General features: G+C 71.8%; 13 protein-coding genes. 11 read left to right on the top strand and 2 right to left on the bottom strand.

Translation table 11 applies throughout. From position 1 onward, the window contains the following. Nucleotides 1–252 precede the first annotated feature (252 nt). From ACFV0T_RS01200 to ACFV0T_RS01170, 7 genes are all read left to right on the top strand, one after another. Complete coding sequence (locus ACFV0T_RS01200) at nt 253–2,604, top strand: VWA domain-containing protein (RefSeq protein ID WP_385773076.1); 2,352 nt, start codon at nt 253–255, stop codon at nt 2,602–2,604. A gap of 165 nt (nt 2,605–2,769) precedes the next feature. Beyond that, nucleotides 2,770–7,260 carry a tubulin-like doman-containing protein gene (locus ACFV0T_RS01195; protein WP_385773074.1) on the top strand — a complete coding sequence of 1,497 codons (4,491 nt, stop codon included), beginning with the start codon at nt 2,770–2,772 and terminating at the stop codon, nt 7,258–7,260. Continuing rightward, nucleotides 7,257–9,953 carry a hypothetical protein gene (locus tag ACFV0T_RS01190; RefSeq protein WP_385773072.1) on the top strand — a complete coding sequence of 899 codons (2,697 nt, stop codon included), beginning with the start codon at nt 7,257–7,259 and terminating at the stop codon, nt 9,951–9,953. The genes ACFV0T_RS01195 and ACFV0T_RS01190 overlap by 4 nt, the downstream gene beginning before the upstream one ends. Further along, nucleotides 9,950–11,092, top strand: coding sequence for a hypothetical protein (locus tag ACFV0T_RS01185; protein ID WP_385773070.1), 1,143 nt, complete (start codon nt 9,950–9,952; stop codon nt 11,090–11,092). The genes ACFV0T_RS01190 and ACFV0T_RS01185 overlap by 4 nt, the downstream gene beginning before the upstream one ends. Beyond that, the gene (locus ACFV0T_RS01180) at nt 11,089–12,183 is read left to right on the top strand and encodes a hypothetical protein (protein ID WP_385773068.1); all 1,095 of its coding nucleotides are present in this window, start codon (nt 11,089–11,091) and stop codon (nt 12,181–12,183) included. Before ACFV0T_RS01185 ends, ACFV0T_RS01180 begins: the two co-directional genes overlap by 4 nt. 6 nt (nt 12,184–12,189) lie before the next feature. Continuing rightward, nucleotides 12,190–14,490, top strand: a complete 2,301-nt coding sequence (locus tag ACFV0T_RS01175) for a hypothetical protein (protein WP_385773066.1) — start codon at nt 12,190–12,192, stop codon at nt 14,488–14,490. A gap of 286 nt (nt 14,491–14,776) precedes the next feature. Further along, nucleotides 14,777–15,241, top strand: coding sequence for a hypothetical protein (locus tag ACFV0T_RS01170; protein ID WP_385773064.1), 465 nt, complete (start codon nt 14,777–14,779; stop codon nt 15,239–15,241). Nucleotides 15,242–15,390: 149 nt separating this feature from the next. Here ACFV0T_RS01170 and ACFV0T_RS01165 read toward each other — a convergent pair whose 3' ends face one another. Further along, nucleotides 15,391–15,579, bottom strand: coding sequence for a hypothetical protein (locus tag ACFV0T_RS01165; protein ID WP_385773062.1), 189 nt, complete (start codon nt 15,577–15,579; stop codon nt 15,391–15,393). Nucleotides 15,580–15,900: 321 nt separating this feature from the next. Between ACFV0T_RS01165 and ACFV0T_RS01160 the strand changes: the two genes are divergently transcribed. From ACFV0T_RS01160 to ACFV0T_RS01150, 3 genes are all read left to right on the top strand, one after another. Beyond that, nucleotides 15,901–16,857, top strand: coding sequence for a DUF4240 domain-containing protein (locus ACFV0T_RS01160; RefSeq protein ID WP_385773060.1), 957 nt, complete (start codon nt 15,901–15,903; stop codon nt 16,855–16,857). Nucleotides 16,858–17,212: 355 nt separating this feature from the next. Next, on the top strand, nt 17,213–17,542 hold the full coding sequence (locus tag ACFV0T_RS01155) for a DUF1877 family protein (RefSeq protein ID WP_385773058.1): 330 nt from the start codon (nt 17,213–17,215) through the stop codon (nt 17,540–17,542). After that, complete coding sequence (locus ACFV0T_RS01150; RefSeq protein WP_385773056.1) at nt 17,454–17,717, top strand: DUF1877 family protein; 264 nt, start codon at nt 17,454–17,456, stop codon at nt 17,715–17,717. Before ACFV0T_RS01155 ends, ACFV0T_RS01150 begins: the two co-directional genes overlap by 89 nt. A gap of 227 nt (nt 17,718–17,944) precedes the next feature. Here ACFV0T_RS01150 and ACFV0T_RS01145 read toward each other — a convergent pair whose 3' ends face one another. Continuing rightward, complete coding sequence (locus ACFV0T_RS01145) at nt 17,945–18,547, bottom strand: hypothetical protein (RefSeq protein ID WP_385773054.1); 603 nt, start codon at nt 18,545–18,547, stop codon at nt 17,945–17,947. Nucleotides 18,548–19,101: 554 nt separating this feature from the next. Between ACFV0T_RS01145 and ACFV0T_RS01140 the strand changes: the two genes are divergently transcribed. Beyond that, nucleotides 19,102–19,413 (top strand): hypothetical protein, encoded by a 312-nt coding sequence (locus ACFV0T_RS01140; RefSeq protein ID WP_385773052.1) that lies wholly within the window; start codon nt 19,102–19,104, stop codon nt 19,411–19,413. Nucleotides 19,414–19,817: the final 404 nt, after the last annotated feature.

Here is a 19,817-nt window from a genome sequence, read left to right as displayed (position 1 = left end):
TCCGGCAGCTGCCGGAATGCGGGGATTTTCGGGGGGCTTCGGAGCCATGGGGAGCCAAGCGTGACGTATAAAACGGGGGCGGTCGAGCGTGCGTGCGGACGGCCCGTGACATCGGGAAAGCCGCCGACCGGGGGAATATCGAACCCCTCCGCCGTCCGGCCGGTCCTCGCCGTACTTCCGGGGCGCGGGGCGGTCCTTCCGGCGCGTGGGGCGCTCACACCGGCGCGCAGGCGGACACGCCGCCTCGCCGCGGTGGTGCTCGCCGCCGCGACGCTGCCCGCAGCGGCGCTTCCCGCCTTCGGCGCGGAAGCGGCCGCACAGGCCCGGCCCGTCGACGCGGCCCGGGCCGCCGGGAAGGCTTCCGACGATCCTGTCGACTACGCCGTCGCGGTGGACGAGTCGGCGAGCCTGGGGGCCGGGGAGCTCGCCCGCGAGAAGGACGCCGTCACCGCGATCGCCGGCAGCGACCCCTCCGCCCGTTCACGGATGGTGGTGTTCGGCTTCGCGGACGCCAGGACCCCGACCCAGTCGCCCATCGACGAGGTCTGCCCCATGCGGGAACTGGACACCGTCGGCCGGGAACAGATCGGCGAATGCGCCGGCGGCCTGCGCGAGCGCACCGAACAGCAGGGCTCCGGCACGGACTTCATCTCCGCCGTCCGCCAAGGCGTCACCCGTCTGAAGGAAGCCCCCGACTCCGGGCGGCCCCGCGTGCTCTTCCTGCTCACCGACGGCTACCTCGACGTGAAGGACAGCTACCGCTACCGCGGGCTCGACGACCGCACCCGGGACGAGCAGGCGGGCGAGGACCTCGCCGCGGCGCTGCGCGAGGCGGCCGACGCCAAGGTGCAGATCTGGCCGCTGGGATTCGGCGGGGACGTGGACCGCGAGAGCCTCGACGCGATGGCGGCCGGCGGCTACCGCGACGGCTGCCGCGACCTCCCGCAGACCACGCCGAAGGCACAGGTCGTCAGCGCCGAAGGGGTCGGCGAGGCACTGGAGTCCGCGTTCGCCGCCGCCCGCTGCCTCTACCGGGAGCCGGGCTCGCAGGGCCGGCCGCCCGCCGACCTCGCCGTGCGCGTCTCGCCACTGGCCACCGAAGGCACCATCGTCGTCTCCAAGGGCGACCCCCAGGTGACCGCCACCTACTACGACCCCGACGGCCACCGGGTCGCCACCTCCGGAGACGGGGGCGCGGACGGCGAGTCGTCCTTCGAACTCACCGGGCGGGGCAGGTCGGTGGAGTCCCTGCGCATCACCCGGCCCCTCGCCGGCCAGTGGCGTGTGCACCTCGACGCACCGGCGGGACACCGCGACCGCATCGCCACCATCAGCGTCCTCTGGCACGGCGCGGTGCGCTCCGACATCCGGCTGGAGAAGCCCTCGCCGAACGCCGGACAGCGCACCCGTGTGGAGGTCGAGGTGCTGACCCGGGCCGGCGTCAAACTGGGCGAGCGGGACCTGCGCGGCATCTCCGTCGCGGGACAGCTGACCGGCGAGGGCTTCGCGCAGAAGGTGCCCATCACCCTGACCGACGACGGCGAGGGCGAGGACCGCCGGAGCTCCGACGGTGTCTTCTCGGGGGCCGTCACCGTGCCCCGCGGGGCCACCGGCGCCCTGCTCTTCTCCAGCACCGTCGAATCGGTCGGACTCCTGCCGGACGGCCGGTCCTACCCGACCACCACCGCGCCCCTGAACGCCAAGTTCGGCGCCGTGCTCGACATCCCCGCGGCCACCGTCCACCCCGGCGGCCGGGTGAGCGGCACGCTGAAGGTGAGCAACCGGGACGCGGCACCGCACACGGTGAAGCTCGCCGTCGCCGACGCCCAGGCCAGCGGTCTGAGCATCGACCCCGCCGGAGTGACCGTCGAACCGGGCGCGACCCGCACCGTCGACGTCACCGTCAAGGTGGCCGGCGAGGCCGAACTCGGAGCGCCCGTGGACGACGACGGCACCGCCCTGGGCGGCAAGGTCACCGTGACCGAAGGCGCACGCGTCCTCGACGACGCGCCGCTCAGCATCACCGTCACCGCCGTGCCCGGTGTGGTCGAACGCATCTGGGACACCTGGTGGAAGGTCATCATCCCCACGGCGTTCCTCCTCGTCGCCGTCGTCGCCGCGCTGCTCTCCCGGCGGCGCGTCAAGCGGCTGCGGATCGCCCCCGGCGGACTCGTCCTCGAACTGCGGGCTGCCGACACCACTCTGGTCGGCAGCCGCAAGGCCAAGACAGGCCGCGGCAACTGGTACGAGTTCGACATCGTCGACACCACCACCGACACCCCCCGGATCGAACGCCGCAACCGCGGCACCTACGCGGTCCGGCGCGACCTCAACGGGGGAGTGGTGCTGCGCGCCGCCGGTCAGGGCGAGCGGACCCTGCGGCTCGGCGAACAACTGGCGCTGACCGACACACTCTCCCTCCAGGTCGCCGAGAGCCGGGGCCGCCGGGCCGGCGCGGGCCGACGCCCCGGCCCGGCCGGACGGAGCCGGTTCTCCGAGCGCCACCGCGCCACCCGCGAGGACACCTCCGCGTCCACCGACACGTACGACCACGGCACCTACGCGGCGAGCGTCCGGGACCCGGCGAACCACCCCGACCTCTGAGCCGGCCTCCCGGACACCACCGGGACACCACCGCCCCGGCACCGGGGCGGCGGCCGGAGCCGCCGCCCGTCCCACCCGACCGCGCACCGGTGACCGCGGTCCCTTCCCACCCGTACTCGACCACCAGCGACCGGGACGTCCCGCGTCCCGGCGGAGGACCACTACATGAAGATCTTCCAGCCGATGCTCTTCGTCGGGCTGGGCGGCACCGGCGGACTGGTCGGAGCCGAGCTGGAGCGGCGGTTGCGGGCCGGACTGTGCGGACCCGACGGAACGGCGCTCAACCGTCTCGGCATCCCGCTGCGCTACCAGCTCCCGGAGTTCCTCCAGTTCGTCTACGCCGACTTCAGCGAGTCCGAACTCGCCCGACTGCCCCACCTCAGCGCCGACAACTCGTTGCGCGCCGCCTACAGCCGGACCGCGCGCGCCACCCACGACCTTCTGCCCGACCACGACAGCTCCCCCGAGGTCACCCGGGAACTGCGTGCCGTGATGCGGGACGAGATCAGCGGCTGGCTGCCCCCGCGCACGGGCGAACCCAAGGTCACCCCGCTGCGCAACGGGGCCGGCCAACTGCCGACGGTCGGACGCGCGGCCCTGTTCGGCACCCTCCGCAACGGACTGGACCCGGTGATGGGTCCGCTGCTCCAGGCCATCGACGCCATCAGCCGCTCCGGCGGCGAACTCAGCCAACTCGACGGCGGACCGATGTCGGGCTGCGACGTGTTCGTGGCCTACTCGGTGGCCGGCGGCACCGGCGCCGGCATCTTCCTCGACTATCTCCACCTGATCGGTGAGGCGTTCCGGGCGAAGAACTTCACCGGCGCGCGGATCTACCCCCTGGTGGTCATGCCGTCCGCCTTCCCCACCTCGTCGGGCGGCGGCCGCGAGGCCGAACTCAACGCCGCGCGCGCCGTGGTGGACCTCTTCCGGCTGGTCGACGAACAGAACGTGCCCACCGCCGAGTCCGACCTCGGCGACACGGATCCCGGCTCCGCGATGCACATCCGCTACCCGGGCGTGCACCCCATCCGGCTGCGCACCGGCATGGTGCCGACCGCCTTCCTGTTCAGCCGCACCGCCGGAATCCGCCCCGACGACCTGCGGCGCTCCATCGTCTCGCTGGTGATGTCCCTGGTCGGCACCGAACTCGGCGACGGAAGCGGGCCGCGCACCCGCGCCGACGACGACTACCAGACGTTCGCGGCCAGTTTCATCAACCGCGGCCTGCACCGCGCCGCCCGCGCCTCCTCCGGCATCGGCCACCGGGGCGTGTCCACCAGCCTGGTGGCCTCGATGACCGCACCGCTCGACGAACTCGCCGAGCTCGTCTCCTCCCGGATGCTGGCCACGTCGGTCCGCCGGCTCACCGAGCCCACGGTCCGGCCCAGCCACGACTACGGCGGCACGGTCCGCAAGATGTTCGCCGACGCGGGCCTGGACGAACTGTGGACCCGCGAACCACTGCCCGTGCCCGAGCCCGATCCGCTGCCGCGCGGCGGAGTCGCCATCGAGCAGGCGCTGCGTGACCGCATCAGCGACATGCAGGGACTCCTCGACGACCTGCGCCGCCGGGTGGACCGGCGCGCACCCGCGCTCGCCGAGCAGTTCGCGCCCCGTGCCGCACTGGAGCGGGTGCTGCGCTCCGCCGACCTCTTCCACGCCGAACGGATCGTCAAGGGAGTGCCCGGCGACTCCGACCCGGTGACCGTGCTCGGTTTCCTCGGCATGCTGGAGAACCGCAGCCGACAGCCCGCGCGCCCCGCGGGCGTGGAGCCACAGCCACCCGCCGTCCCCCGGATCAGGGGACGGATCGGCGGCCTGTCCAAGGCACGCTGGGGCGACGCCGACGTGGCCGCCGCCGTCGAGGCACAGGACCGCTGGTACCAGTGGCGCAGCCGGGTCGTCTGGCACGAGGGCTGGCGGCGCCAGGAACAGCGCTGGCGCCCGGCCGCCACCGCACTCAGCGGCGAACTGGCGCTGCTGATCGAGGCGTTCCGCAAGCACATGGAGGAAGAACCCCGGGCCTTCCAGCAGCAGGTGCAGGAGCTCTACGACGACCGCACCGGCGTGTCCTACCTGCTGCCACCGCAGAGCAACCTCCGCGACTTCTACGACGACCTCAGGGAACGCCTGATCAAGCGGGTCAACCTGCGCGACAACGACGACGAGTCGGCCCTGCTGCTGAAACTCGTCGACGGCGACTGCTGGCAGGCCGCGCACGCCGCAGGCCGGCGCAATCCCGCCGCGGCCGTCGCGACCGTCAAGGCCGCGGTCGAACAGCGGATCAAGACGCTGTTCGCGGAGAGCGGCGTGCAGGCCGACGAACGCCCGCTGCTGCCGTCCATGGCGATGCTGCTGAGCGCGGCGGCCGGGGTCGGAGAAGCCGCCGAGGAGGTCGGCAAGAGCGCGCTCGAACAGTTCCGCTTCAAGATCGCCGGTCTGCTCCCGCACGGATTCGTCCCTGAGGGCGGCGGTCCGCTGAAGATCCTCATCGTCTACCCCCGGATCCAGAACAAGGCCGCGGTCGAGGAGTACCTGAGCAAGTCCCTGCTGCTGCCGAGGGACGGCAAGCGGTCCATCGAGTTCCGCGGGGTCGAGACGGACTCGATCACGGTGGTGCTCTTCCGCAGCGAGATGAGCCTCACCGAGGTGCCCGAGGCCCGCAACGTGCTCCGCCGCTGGGCCAGGGCCCGCGACGTCGAACAGAGCGAGGACGTACTGAGCTGGCGTCAGCGGCTCGGCTACCGCGACGACTGGCTGGCCAGCACGGAGGAGGACCGGCAGCACATCCTGCACCGTCTGCTGTGCGCCATGTGGAACGGCCAGCTCACCGTCGTCGAGGGCGACACCGACTCGCCGCGCCGGGTCCGGGTCCGGCTGTACGAGGAGGACGGCCCCGACGTCCCCGGCATGACCCTGCGGCTCGACGACTATCAGGGCGACCTCTCCGGCTGGGCCGGACTGCTGCGCTCGTACGAGAGGTGGGCGCTGCTGGACGAGGGCCGCATCGTGGAGGACTACTGCAGCGTGCTCATGCGGGTCCAGCCCAAGGGCCTGTCACTCTCCGGCAGCACCCCCGACCCGCTGTTCGTCCACTTCGTGAACGACGTCGCGAGGCGCCAGCAGGAGCTCCTGGAGAAGCTGGAGCACCAGTCCGGCCAGTGGTCCGCCGAATGGATCAGGCCGCTCCGGCAGTTCTGGTCCGAGACCCTTCCGGGCGCCCTGGACGTGGCGTTCACGGAGAAGCGGGCACTCCAGCCGACCCTGCGGACCCTGGAACGGACGATGCGGGACGAGCGCCTCTCCGCGACACCGCCACCGCCACCGGACCCGACCGCGTCGCCGACACCCCCGAGGCCACGGCGACGCGAGGAGGACGACTGGGGGACCGCCCCGCTGCGGAAGGACCGGGTCGCCCCGGCCGGTGCTCCGCACCCGACGGCCGACCGGGACCGCTTCGGCTCGGCCGCGGATCCGTACCCGACGCCCCGCGCGGACCACGTCGACCCGTACGCGAAGACCGACCCGGACCGCTCTGCCGCGTATGCGAGGGCCGATGGGGACCGCCCTGACCCGCCTGCCGATCCGTACGCGACGGCGGACCGGGACAGGCCCGACGCGTACGCGAAGGCCGACCGGGACCGCCCCGACCCGGCTGTCGATCCCTACGCGAACTTCCGCAAGGACCACGTCGACGCGTACGCGGAAGCCCGTACGGACGCTGTCGACCCGTACGCGAAGGCCGACGGGGATCGCTCCGACCCGGCCGTCGACCCGTACGCGAAGGCCGACGGGGATCGCTCCGACCCGGCCGTCGACCCGTACGCGAAGGCGGACCGGGACCGCTTCGGCTCGGCCGCGGATCCGTACCCGACGCCCCGCGCGGACCGCGTCGACCCGTACGCGAAGGCCGACAGGGACGCCCCCGACCGTGCCACCGATCCGCACCCGACGGGCCGCGGGGAGCGTGAGGCCGGCGACGCCCGCGGGGGCCGCCACGCGGCCCGGCCCGGCACCGAGTCCGCCCCCCCGGATCGGGGGCAGGTCCCCACGGACCGCTACGACCTCCCCGGGTGGCCCGAACAGCCGCGTTGGCCCGAGCGGTTGTCCACGCGCCCGGCGTCCGACCCCGACCGCCCGGCGTCCGACCCCGACCGCCCGGCCTCCGACCCGGCACCGGGCGACGGCACCCTCCGCGCCACGAACGCCGACACAGGGCCGTACGCCGGACGCACGGATCAGGCAGGCCAGGGCCATGTCGGTCGGGCGAACGGCTCGGCCGACGACGACTACCCCTGGGAGGTCGGCAGCGCGGACGAACGCGACCCGTTCCCCGACGCGCTCCGGGGTGACGACGACCGCGCCGGCCGGAACCCGGAACGGGACTTCGGGGTGGGCTCCCACCGGATTCCCCCGGACACCGGACCGGCCGGCGGACCGAGCACCGGCCCGGCCACCGGCCCGCCCCCTCCCGTGTATCCGCCGTTCCCGACCGACGACGGTGACGGCCGGCCCGGGCGCGCCGAGCAGGACTTCCCCTGGATCACCTCGAGCGAGTCCGCGGACCCGGCCGGATCCGGGCCGGACCGGACGCCCGACCCGAGGGCCGATCGCCGCGCGGCCCGGGACCCCTGGGAGAGTGACCCCGAGTGAGTCAGGTCAAGGACGCGGCGCACGCCGTGATCGTGCTGGACCTGCGGTCCGGCGCACACCGGTTGGCGGCCCCCGGCGCGCTGCGCAAGGCGGTCCAGCAGCAACTGAGGGACGAGGGGCTGCCCGAACCCGGCGACGGGCACTACAGGTTCCTGCTGCTGGACACCCCGCGCGGGCTGATGGACCACCACGGTCTGTACGAGAAGGTCCTCGGCTACGGCGCCAAGGCATGGGTGCTCGGCCTGGTCGTCGGCGATCTGCCGGGCGCGGACGACCTCGACGCGACTGCCCTCCCTCACGACGACGACCGGCCCGCGGAGTTCGTCTCCGACAGCGACAACCCCGGCGGGTTCGGCCGTCGCCTGCTGAGGCCGGCCGCGCTGCACGGACCGGACTCCGGGCTGCTGTGGGCGGGCGACCTGCGCGCCGCCCGCACCGCGGGCGACCCCGTCGGTGCCGACGACCCGGAGGCACTGGCCGTCCTCGTGGATCTGCTGCGGGCGCTGTTCGACGAGACCCTGGACACGCTCGCCCGGTTCCCGGACGCCGTGGCGGTGCCCGGTGTACGGGTGTTGGAGCACGACCTGTCCGGCGCCGCCAGGGCGCGCGCGTGGCGCGAGGCACTCAACCGGTTCGCCGGCGAACGGTCCGCCGGCACCCCGCTGCCGGCCGACGGCGACGACACGACCCGGATCGAGCTGCCCAAGCCGCTGGACGAACTCGCCGCGGGCCGCCCCACAGGAGCGGTCCCCGGCCACCGGGTCCCGGGCGGCCAGGCCGACCGGGCCTACGCGGGCTGCCTCACCGCCCTCGACGAGGCCTACGTCGGCTGGGCACAGCTCAGTGGCGTCGGCGGTCTGCTCCTCGGCACCGGCCGGCGTGCCACCGAGGAGGCACTCGACGCCGCCGGGCACGAACTCGACGGCTACCGCGGTCTGGTGGTCCGGGCCCTCCAGGACGGCGCCGCCGGGACCTCCGCGGCGACGCCCGAATCGGCGCTGCTCCTGTCCGAACTCGGGGTCCGTGTCCCGCCGTACGCGGGCGACCGGGAGGCCGTGGGGGACGGCCTGCACCGGCTCGCCGAACGGATGCTCGGCGGGCGGCTGGCCCTGCGCAGTGTCGCCGAACGCTTCGCCACGCTCTCCGAGCAGGTGGCGCCGGCGCCGAGCGCGGGGCTGCTCACCGAGGCGGACCGGCGCTGCCCGCCGGAGCTGCCTCGGCGCGTCTCGGCCGAGCAGCACTTCGCCGTCTCCGCGACCACCCCCGGGCAACTCGGCGGCGCGCTGGTCGCGTGCGGGGTGGCCGCCCTGTTGACCGGGCCGCTCGCCGTGCTCGGCGCGCTCGGTGTCCTCTTGGTCTTCGTCGGCGGCAGCCTGCTCACCCGGTCGCGGCAGCCCGGCCGCATCCCCTCGGGACCCGGCGCGGCCGCCCTGGCGGCACAGGTGCTGGCGGGCACGGCGGGCGCCGTAGGAGGCGCGGTCCTCGGCAGGGCGGTGGACCTACCCCCCGGAGCGGGGCTGCTGGGGCTCCTGGGCGGGGCGGCACTCGCCATGACACTCCTCGTCCTGCGCTGGCGCCGGGCCGTCGACCAGTGGTGGGAACTCACCGGCGCGGACGACGCCCGGCGGGCCCTGGACGACCTCGACGCGCTGCTCGCCGAGGCGGTGTTCCGGCAGCGCTGGGCCGCCGACGAGCGCCTGTACTGCGCCAACGCCGCCAGGATGGTGGCCGGCGCCCTGCGCGGCGCGGCGGCGGCCGTCGAGGAGCTCGACGGCCCCGACCAGGTACCGAACCCCGGGGCGACGCCGACGGCCGGGGGATGGGAGGACCTGTTCCGCGCGGAGACCGGCCCCGCCTCGACGGCAAACCCCGACGGGGATGTCGAACGGCCCGCCTGGATGCCGGAACCCGACCCCTACCGTCGGCCGGACAAGGCCCACGGGACGGCCGAAGGGCGCACGACCTCCCGGCTCGACGCCGCCGACGGCGCCGGGACACGCGCCCCGGCGGCGCACCGGCGGTCCGGCGACGGCCCGCGCTGGCTGGACCGCGAGGCGGGCGAAGGCGGCCCCGAGCTCGTGGACACGCTCGTGGGCGACCTCACCGACACACTGGTCAGCGCGCTCGACCCCTACTGGGGTGCTGTCGTACGCGGTCAGGGCGGGGGACCCGCGCTCACCCGCGTCGAGCAGGAGATGCGGCACAAGCTCGAAGTGACCCGCCGTCATCTGTTCACCCAGGGCGTGGTTTCGCCACCCCCCTACACCCGGTCCGCGGACCGTCGGGGCGACGCCGAGGGACTGCTCGGCATCGGGCACCAGCGGGTGGCCGACGCCATGGAGCCGGACCCGCAGGGCCGCCGGATCGTCGACCTGGCCTCGCCGGACCAGACACCGCTGCTCAGCAGGGATCCGGCCAGTGTGGAGTGGATCAGGTTCGCCCCGCAGGCCGTGTGGGACGCCACCGAGGGCCACACCGGTCCCGCCGCGAGCGCCGAACAGGACGAGGACACCCCCGCGATGGCGGCTCCCGGGGTGCGCAGCCGCTCGGTGTGGACCTCCACCGGGCGCTACGCCGGATTGCTGAAGCTGGTTCCCCTGCGGGTCGGAGTGGTGCGGCCGGTCCGTCTGCGCGAGTGGGCCGACGACCGGTCGACGGCACCTGGCCGCTACGGCGACGAGGTGGGCCTGTGAACGAACGGACGGCAGGGACAGCGGGTCGCGGCGCGGCCACCTGGGACCTGAGCGCGTCGGCCGACGGCACCGAGATGCCGCCGGACCTGTCCTTCACCACCCCGGACGGCGTGCGCTGCGACGTCCCCGCCCGCTTCGGCCCCGACCTCAGGAGGGTCGTCCGTACGCCCCTGCTGGCCCGCGAACTGCTGCTCGGCGATGCCTGGAAGGGCGTACAGGTACGGCTGTCCACCGCCGACGCCTCCGACGCCCACGAGTACCACGCGCTGGAGACCGAGGTGGGCGCGGCCCTGATGATCCACCGGGCCTTCTCCGGGAGCCCGTACCAGGGCCTGTTCCCGGTGCCGGTCGGCTACGACATGGACGCGCCCGAGCCGTTCCTGATCTACTCCGCCCCCCGGGGGGAGTCGGCCACCAGCCTCGCCCACGGCATCTCCACCACCGATCAGCGGATCATCGAGCGCGATCTGGTGCTCGCCGTCCGGCTGTTGGAGAGCCTCGGACTCGTGCACCGGGGCATCGTGCCCGCGGCCGTCCGCTGGGACGGCGAACGGGCCCAACTGTGGGACCTGGGCGCGACGGCCCGCATCGGCACCCCGCGCACACCGTGGGGGACTCCGCCGTACGCACCGCCCGAACAGCGCGCCGGTGTCGGCGAGGTCGACGCGCGGGACGCGCTGTGGAGCACCGCCCAGCTGATGTACCAGCTGGTCGCCGGCCGTCAGGGCAGGCCGGACGGCCCGCCCGCGGACCTCGACACCTACCGGTCCCTGGCCCAGACCCTCGGCGCGGCCTTCGCACCCAGGGCCGAGGACCGTCCGACCCCCACCCGCCTGCTCGGCCTGCTCATGCCGGACCCCGACCCGGCCGCCATGGTCGTGGCCCGCCCCGACCCGCTGGAGCCGCACCGAAGGGAGTTCGACGCGGTCCTCGCCCGCAAGCGCACCGCAGCCGGAATCGGCGGAGCCGACGCTCGGGACGGACGCGACGCGGCGGCACCCGACCGGGACGGACCGCTCCGCGACGGACGGCCGCACACGACCGCGGGCACGCCGGCCGACGACCGGGGCCGCAGACGCGGCTGGCTGGGCGGGACAGCCGATCGCGAGCGCGGCCGAAGCGGAAAGGGACGCCGGTGAGTGGCACCTCGACACACCTCGAACCCGGGCAGGTGATCTGCCCGTACTGCCTGGAGATCGTCGTCTACGACGAACGGGCTCTGCACGTCCGCAACGAGAAGGCGCAGTACGAACGCCTCGACACCGCCGGACTCACCAATCCGCTGCGCCGCGCGGACGTCCTGCGCGGAGCCTTCCAACTGTGCGGGAACACCCAGGGAGTCACGCAGCACTACATCCCCGTGCCCTACCTGACCCACGGCCGACCGCTGACCATCGCCATGGTCGGGACGTCGGGCACCGGAAAGAGCCATCTGCTGACCCAGATGGTCGCCGAGATCACCGACGGCTGCCTTCGCCCTTACGGCGTGAGCTGGCAGCCGGTGAACCCCGCCGACCACTCGGTGTTCATCAGCGAACGGGTGGCGCTGCTGCGCGCCGGCGAGCAGTTGGAGGCGACCGCGCAGACACCGTTCGCCGAGTTCGTCGAGGCTCTGCTGCTCACGGGAGCGGACGGCCAGGTACGGCCCGTGGCCTTCTTCGACCTGGGCGGCGAGGACCTCGTCCGCACCGACGCGCTGCTGCGCTTCCTGTTGGGCGTCGACGCCCTCGTGTTCGTCGCCGATCCACTGCTGGCCTGCGGTCTGCCCCAACTCGACGAGACGCGCGAGCGGTACGGCCTGCGCGTCAGCAGGAGCGACCCGGCCTTCGACACCGTGCTCGACCGGCTGCCGCGCCAGGGGGCGTATCTCGACGTGGCCATGGCCCTGGTGGTCGGCAAGGCGGACCTGCTGCGCTTCGAGCCCCCGGTCGACCGTTGGCTCAGCCGGCCGTCCACTGCCCCGTTCGATCCGCGGCAGGTGCGCGAGGAGAGCCGCGACGTCTACGCGTTCCTGCGCCGTCACGCCGCGCCCGCCTGGCTGCGCCCGTTCGACAACGGCCTGCGCTGCACCCTGCACTTCGCCTCCGCGACCGGCGGTCAGCCGACGAACGGCCGCTTCCCGCACGGGGTGCGCTCCCGGCGGGTGCTGGGGCCGCTGTTGTCGATCCTCGCCATGTGCGGGCTGCTGACCGAGGATCCGGCGCACCGGCCGTCCACCGTGGGGATGTGAACTGACGTGGACCAGCGCAGTGAAGAGCTGCTCGACCAGATCGTCTTCCGCTGGGAGGGCAACCGCGGCCGGACGGGCACGGGCATCACCGCTGTGGCGTACTCGTGCGAGCCTGAGCGTGCCGAGGAACTGAGGGCGGAGCTGGCGCCGCTGCTGCGGGTGGAGGGCAGCGAACAGCCCAGCCAGGTCCGCTACGTCCGCGCGAGCGGAGAAGTGGTCCTCGTCAACCGCAGAAGCGGCCCCGACGCCCACGGCCGAACCAGTACGCAGTCACACGCCCTGGTCGGCGCCCGGAACGTGCTCAAGGCCCGATTCTGTCTGACGCTGAACCGGCTCGACCCGCCCGTGGTGTCGGGTACCGGTCCCCGGAGCCTGCGGCAGGTGACGGACGGCGAGCTCAGGGAGGCGGCCGGCCGGGAATGGCAGTGGTTCACGACTCAGGTGCGCACGGTGGCGGAGGCGCTCGCCGCGGTGACCGCCCAACTACTGCGCACCCCGGACCACTTGATGTCGGTCCGTATCCCGGACTTCTCCAGGGACGGGACGAACGGAACACCCCTGCTCGTCTGGGGGCTGTGCGGCATCTTCGGCGACTGGCTGGGGCGGGACTTCTGGACGTACGCGACGTACGACACCTCCGACACCAACGGACTGCGTGTCGTCGGCGTGCCCGCCTGGCGTTCGTCGGCGGCCGTGAACGCCCGCCTGGAGCGGATCGCGCTCGACAACGCACCGCAGGACGAGGCCCAACGGATCGCGCAGGAACTGGTGGGCCTGTTCCTGTCCGACCCGGACAAGGCGAGGGATCTCCGTCGGCTGTTCCTGTGCTTCCCGAGAGGAGCCGCCGTGCCACCGCCGGAGCGGCTGCGCACCCTGCGGCGGTTGCTGGATCAGACCTACGGTCCGGTGATGCACGGTACGGGGGCGACAGCGGTTCAGTCGGCATCCCGCACGGACCGGTACGGGAACGTTCAGCACCTCCTCCCCGCAGCGGACGAGCCGAGGACAGGAGTCGGGTCGGACGGGTCGGGCGGGTCCGTCGAGTCGGGCGGCTCGCGCGCGGCCGTCGGGTCGGGCGGCTTCGGTGGAACCGGTCTGCGGGAGGACGAACCGCACGGAGACCCCCTGCGTGAACACCGGACGCCCGCCCTGCGCCCGCCGGCCCCGGGTGTCCCCACGCCCGCCACACCGACGCACGAGAACGCCGTCGACCAGCCCGTCGCTCACGAGCGCTCCGCAGGGCGACACGTCGTGCCCACGGGGGACCTCACCCGAACCGGTGCGGGTTCTCCGCCCTCGACCGCGCACGTGAGCACGCCGGTGCCGGTGCCGGTGCCGGTGCCGGAGCCGGAGGCGGATCCCGAACCGGCCCACGGGCCGTCAGCGACGACTCGCCGGCCCACGACCGACGCCTCGCTCCGACAACCGGACCACGGGCCCTCGGTGGACAGGCCGCAGAGGTGGCCCACCGAAAATCAGTTGTCCCGTTACGGCCCTCCGCGGTCGTACCGTCCGGAGCACTCGCTCCCGGAGACGGAAGGACAGCGTCTGGACCGACGGCTGTCCCGACGGGTCAAGGCTCGCGGCAGCCTGCCGCTGCTTCCGACCGGGGTCCAGCGCGTGGCCCGCCGACTGACCTTCGCCCGCTGGCGCTACGACCGCAGGTCGGCGTCGTCGGCGGGCATCGACCGACTGCCGGACTGGGAGTTGCTCGACAGGCTCGCCAGGCAGGACGTATCGCGAGAAGAGGCCGATCCGCTCCTCGGCGCCCTGGCCGCCCGAGCAGGTTGGCGCACCCTGCGGGAAGCGGACATCGTCTGCCGCCGGGTACTGAAGCAGGACCTGTACCTGCGCCGACCCACGTTGCGCGACGGAGAGCAGGACGAGCAGGAACTGCGCCTCAGAGCGGACACCGCCGTGTGGCTGCTCCACTGGGCCGTACTGCCGTACGTCGGGCATCCGGGCGTCGCGGACGAACTGGTACGCCTGCTGAGGTCGCTGCACGAGAATCCCGGCCCGATGGAGCGCCGCTTCCTGGACCGCCTGGTCTTCGACTCCCCGTACGGCGTGCCGGACCTCCCGTCCCTGGCCTGGTCCGACCTGCTCCACCACCAGCGGGCGGTTCCCAACCCCGCGCCGTTGCCGGAGCCCCTCCAGGAGCCGCCCGCCCCGGCCGACGACCCAGGCCCGCCACCCGGCGACGGCCACCGCGCGCACCCGTCCGACGACAGGTGGCGGATCGGATTCCTCGGCATGACCTGCGTCGCCGCACTGCTCTTCCTCTTCCTTCTGATCGCCTGGACGTGAAGCGGCTGAAGCGGCTGAAGCGACGCCCGAGCGAGGCCCGACCGGTCGCCGCTGCCGGTGCGGGTGCCTGTGGTCATCGCGCAGCCTGGACGCCCTGGACGCACGGCCCGGCGACCGTATCGCCGGCCCCGACCCCCGGTCGTCGGAGGCCGCTCCCGTAGATCACCATGTACGCCATGTCTCTGACGGCCCCGACCGGCGGACGCGCGAGTTCCGGTGCGAGTGCTGCGATGCCCCCATCGAGCGAGCCTGGAACTTCCTCTACACGGACGGGGCTCCCTACGCGGTGTACTTCGCGAACTGCTACCACCACCGCGACCGAGACCACGACGCGTGGATAGACGTCATCTTCGGGACGTGGGGCGTCGGGTCCGACCCGTGGGACGACCATGTCGCTTTCGCCTGCCGGGTAGGCCCTGTCGCCGGCCAGGACACGCCCGCGTCCACCCTGGTTACCGCAGGTCTCGCGCACCCCGACGGCCCCCTTTTCGGCCGCAAGCTCGACCGTGAAGCCGCCCTGGCCCATCCAAGGCTGCCGGAGTTCTGGAAGGTCTCCGACTTCGTCCTGGAGCACGACGAGCTGGTACGCGGACACCTCTACGGACGCTGCACGACCGTCCCCCCGCCCTTGAGGAACTCCTTCTCGCCGCAGACGGACGGCGAGAAGCGGGGGAAACCGCGCCCGACCCCGCGCGAGCGGCGAACACTCGTACCAAAGCCCGGGAAGCGGACCGCGCTTGGTCGTGACTGAGACCCCGGGTATGACGTTTCCGCTGTCCAGGTCGCCCCTGTCATCTCGGCTGCCTGGCCATGCGGGGCCGGAAGGCGATCCCCCTGGGCGCGGTCACCGACCCGGTGCCCAGATCGATCAGGTGCCGACGAGGCTCCGTCGGGACGGCCCTATCGCTTCTGTGCCCTGTAGTGCTTCAACAGCGCCGAGATGCGCGCGTGGTCCGCCTCGCCGTTGAGCTCGGCCACGAGATCGTCAGGACACAACTCGTAGAGATCGCCCCACCACCGACGCCCTCGGTTGTCCCAGATCCGATACCCACCCGGCACACCCCTGGCCACGTAGCGTCTCCTGCCCACGGTCCCCCCGGGTCTCGCCCCTGCTCGTGCCGTCCATCAACCAACATGCGGCTTCCCAGGGGTCGTAGCGCTTCAACGCCGTCTGCTGCGCCGGCCCGATCCTGTACAGGGCCTGCGACTCTACGGGCTGCCAGGCTTCCGACAATCCGGTAGGGATCGCGCGTCGTCCTCGGCGGAGTCCTCCAGCGCGTCCAGGCCCTCATCCCAGGACTGCCCGTGCACCGGCTCCTCAGCTTGGGAAGCTTGGGCTTCTTGGTGGCGGTTGCGGTGCCTGGCTGCTGTACAGCAGGATTTCGGGCGGGGGTAACCATTGAACGGCATGTGCTGGAATCGCTGTTGGCCGGTGATGACGAGGCGTCCGTGACAGCTCTGGCCACCCTCCGCAGCGGCGCCACCTACTGGGTGGGAGTCCGGGCACAACCCGCAGGACAGCATGCCGGAGTCTTCAAGCACCGACTTCAGCGCATGCGGATGCACGGACTCGAACCTCTTGGGCTGGAACGAGCAGTGCAGCTCGTACGCGAACATGGCCGGCCCGTGCGCACAGGGCTGATCGATTCCGCCGATCGCACATGGACCACCCTGCTCTTCCTCACCGAGGACGGCAGCGCACCAGTGGCCTGCGCCGGCTGGCCGCTGCCGCTGGTTGTCAGGGAGCCACCGCTTCAGGAGTTCGATCTACGCTCGCCCCTGGGGCCGTCGACGACTGGTCCGACGGTCGGCCGGGCGGGTGCTGCCGTATGCCGTCGTCCGGCCTCGTTGATGTCAGCCGTGGATGTCAGAGGGCTCTGGCATCCTGCGCCGGTGAGAATGACATGGGCCGCCTTCTGGACGCTGATAGCCACCCTGAACGGCAAAGCCACTCAGACGAGTTGCCAGCACCTGGCCGAGGAGCTGAGCCGCCGTTCCGTCCCCGACATCATCGGCTTCGCGGAACGACATGCCGAAGCTCTCTACCGCCTGGACCAGGAGAAGTTCGGGACGCTTCCCGTTGCCGATATGACAGGCCGGAACGGTGAGCCCTTCCCGCAGTCTGCCGACGGGTTCCTGTACGCCCGATGCGCTGTAGTCGCCGCGGGACAAGCCGTATGGGAAGGCGTCTTCTTCGACGTCGACAAGTTCGCCCCGTACACCTCCACCGAGTGTGACGGGGAGTGGCTGCTGTATGTGCCGGATCAGGCATACGAACTCGCTACCGGGAAGGAGTGGGGCCACTCGACCCGGTACTGCTTCGAGAGCTGCTCCAACAGGGATGGATGGCCGAACCTGGGGAGCTGAGGTGGCCTACCACTTGATGGGGACCTCGCATGTCGGTCCTCCGGGCGCCGGGGCGTTGTCAGTGCTGCTTGCTAGTTTGCCTAGCGGAGTGAGACCGGTCAGAGAACCTTCGAGGTCCGCGGTCAAGGGGGGTGGGCACAAAGGTCCCTGGGAGCCACCTCGGGACTATGTTGCAGGCCGTGGATCCCCACCCCCCTCATCCTCCGCGAGGGAAGCGGCCTGCACCGCTTGAGATCCCGACACGCTTTCCAACCTGTGTTGGCGGGGAGTTGGGCTGTGTGTGCAGGGGCGTTCACCTGTCTTCATTGGGGGCTCGTCACCAGCTGGGATCGCCTTCCGGTCTCGGCTGAACGCCATGAGCATGATCGGTGAGTACCTGCGTGTCACGGCTACCGAGCTTGATCGAGCGATCCGAGATCCCGACTGCGCTCCGGACTTCGTCGAAGAGGTCCAGGACGCCGAGGAGGAGACGGAGCCTGCGCCGGCCGAGGCGCGCCACTTCAGTACTTACAAGACCTGGGACATGCTCCGCTTCCTGCTGGCGCGCGCAGAGTTCCCCGTGAACGTGATCCACGGTGAGGAGCCGTTCGCCGAGGATGAGGACTGGGGCTACGGGCCTCCCAGGTACCTGCGGCCTGAGCGGGTCCGGCTCGCGGCGGAAGGTCTGCGGGGCTACCAGCTATGACCAGCTCGTCAGTGGTGTGGATCCTGCCGAACTGACCAGCACCGAGGTGTACCCCCTCGGATGGAGCGAGCCTGATGCACTGGAGTGGGGTCGTCACTGGTACGAAGGCCTCACTCAGCTCTTGGAGGCCGCCGCCGGAGCGGACGATGCGGTGCTCGTCTGGTTGGACCGATAGGCAGATACGGCGGTGAGACCTCTGCTTGGGAAGCTTGGGTTCTCGGCGGGAGGCTGCTTGGCCGACCTGCGGCGGAGCGCGCGCGGAGCCTGGCTGATCGGTGGCCTGGTCCCCGCCGTTCCCCGTGGTTCCCCGCCCGTTCTGGCACGGATGTGGCACGCGCGACCTTGGGCCGGTGTGTCTCTCACCTGCTGCCATGGTCCGCAGGTGTGCCGTGCGCGTATCGGTCAGAAGGGAGGTTCGAGATCACCGCGGCCATCGCTGTGCGGCTCCCAGTCCTCGGCCTCCTCCGAAAGAGGCTCCGGGCCGGGCGGATTGTGGCCCCATGCTGCGAGGGCCCTCCACGCGACGCGCCGGTTGGGCTCGTAGCTGCTGGTGTCCAGGATGCGGCGCGCGTGCCCGGCGAGGTGATCACGGTGCCCGGCGAGCGCGGGGTGTTCGGCGAGGAGGAGCGCGGCGATGGCGGCGGGTTCACGCACATCCTCGTGGCTGTCATGCAGGAAGGGCGCGACGGCCCCGTAGAGCATCGGGCGCAGGTCCCGGAAGGCTGCCACGGTGGTGTCGCGGGTGAGGAAGCCGGGGAAGTACTCCTCGTTGCGGGCGACGATCTCGTCGGAGGCGTCGTGAAGCGTGGAAGCCAGCCAGCCCAACAACGTCGCGCGGATGGGGCGGTCGCGATAGGGCCGTCGCGTCATGACCGCTGGGTGGGTGAGGATGCCGGCGACGTACATGACGGCGGGGGCGGTGGCTTCGTAAATGGTGTTCTGGTGGCCGACCAGCTCGCCCAGCTCCCACAAGGTGGTGACCTGGACCTTGGGATCGGGCTCCAAGAGTTGCGTCAGAATCTTGGGAAGGTCCTCACCGGACCCGAAAGCCGTCTGGAGCGCACCCCAGTCGGTCTCCGCCAGGACAACCTGGTAGGGCGGAAGGTCAGGCTCGCGGGGTGCCCCGGGATCGGAACGACTGTGGGTCACAGGCCAAATCTAGACCAGACTTCTGACACCATCCCCTTCCAGACCATTCACTCGGTCCGCGGTCCTGCCACAGGCCGTTGCCGACGTGATGTCCGAATGCCTGAGCTCGTGCCAGCTGCTTGGGAGTTCGAGCGGGGTTCGCTCCGGCAGCGGTCGACGACGGGTGCGGCGGCCGGACGTAGACGCTGGTGTACGTCTCCGTCCGGCGCCGTTGATATCAGCCGTCGACGTCAGAACCTTGTGTATGGTCGCTTCGACAGGGGCGGTCCAACGCGCCTTGTAGAGCGGGTATGTGGAGTGCGAGCATGCGGCCCGTGACAATATCCTCTAGATCATCCTTTGGCAGTACGCCTCCGCTCTTCCGCTGGGTGGCCGCTATCCGTAGGGCCCCGGTCAGCTCGGCGAAGGACGTGGCCGACTTCCACCAGGGCATTGAACTCCGGGCACGTGCACTGTTCGTCAGGCCGGACAGCAAGGTCAAGGCGCAGTGGGGCGAGTTGCGCCTGTCGAACTCCGCGGACGCCATATGGGAAGCCAGGGCCGGCAAGGATGTGCTGACGATCCCGCTTGCCACCACCACTATCGCCCCCGCGGACAAGCACCTCTTCATGGGCACTGCCGGATTCGATCTCACGCTTGCCGACGGGAACGTGCAGCGCATGAGGGTTTACACCGGAGACGCCAGTCTGGTCCAAGCCGTGTTCAAGAAGACTGGCGAATAGGACCGACCTGCAAACCTGGTGGCAAACCCGACGCTGCCGCCATCGGCGATTCGACGTGTTTTCCGGTGTTCTCCGCCCGTGCCTGCACGGGCGGACACGCCGCGCGTACGTGTGCCCTTTGGCGGCGCCGTCCGGGTGTTGATGTCAACGTTGGATGTCAGCGGAAGAGCTGCGGCAACGGGCAGGGCTCCAACCTTCAGCGTTGACGTCAGGGCTCCGGTCACCAATCGGCCCGTGCGTACGAACATGCTCCATCACCCTCAACCGGGCCGCGTACACGTCGAGTTGTAGTGCGACCAAGGCCACAAGGCCGTTGTCAGTGGCGGGTGTGAGCTTCCGTCCCGGGCATGAGCCGGTTCGGTGTTCTCGCTGAGGAACACGGCGGCCAAGGGGGGTGGCCGGAT

The organism is Streptomyces sp. NPDC059582 (assembly GCF_042735715.1).
Lineage (GTDB): Bacteria > Actinomycetota > Actinomycetes > Streptomycetales > Streptomycetaceae > Streptomyces.
The sequence above is the reverse complement of the archived record's forward strand: the minus strand, read 5'-3'. Positions and strand labels throughout refer to the sequence as shown.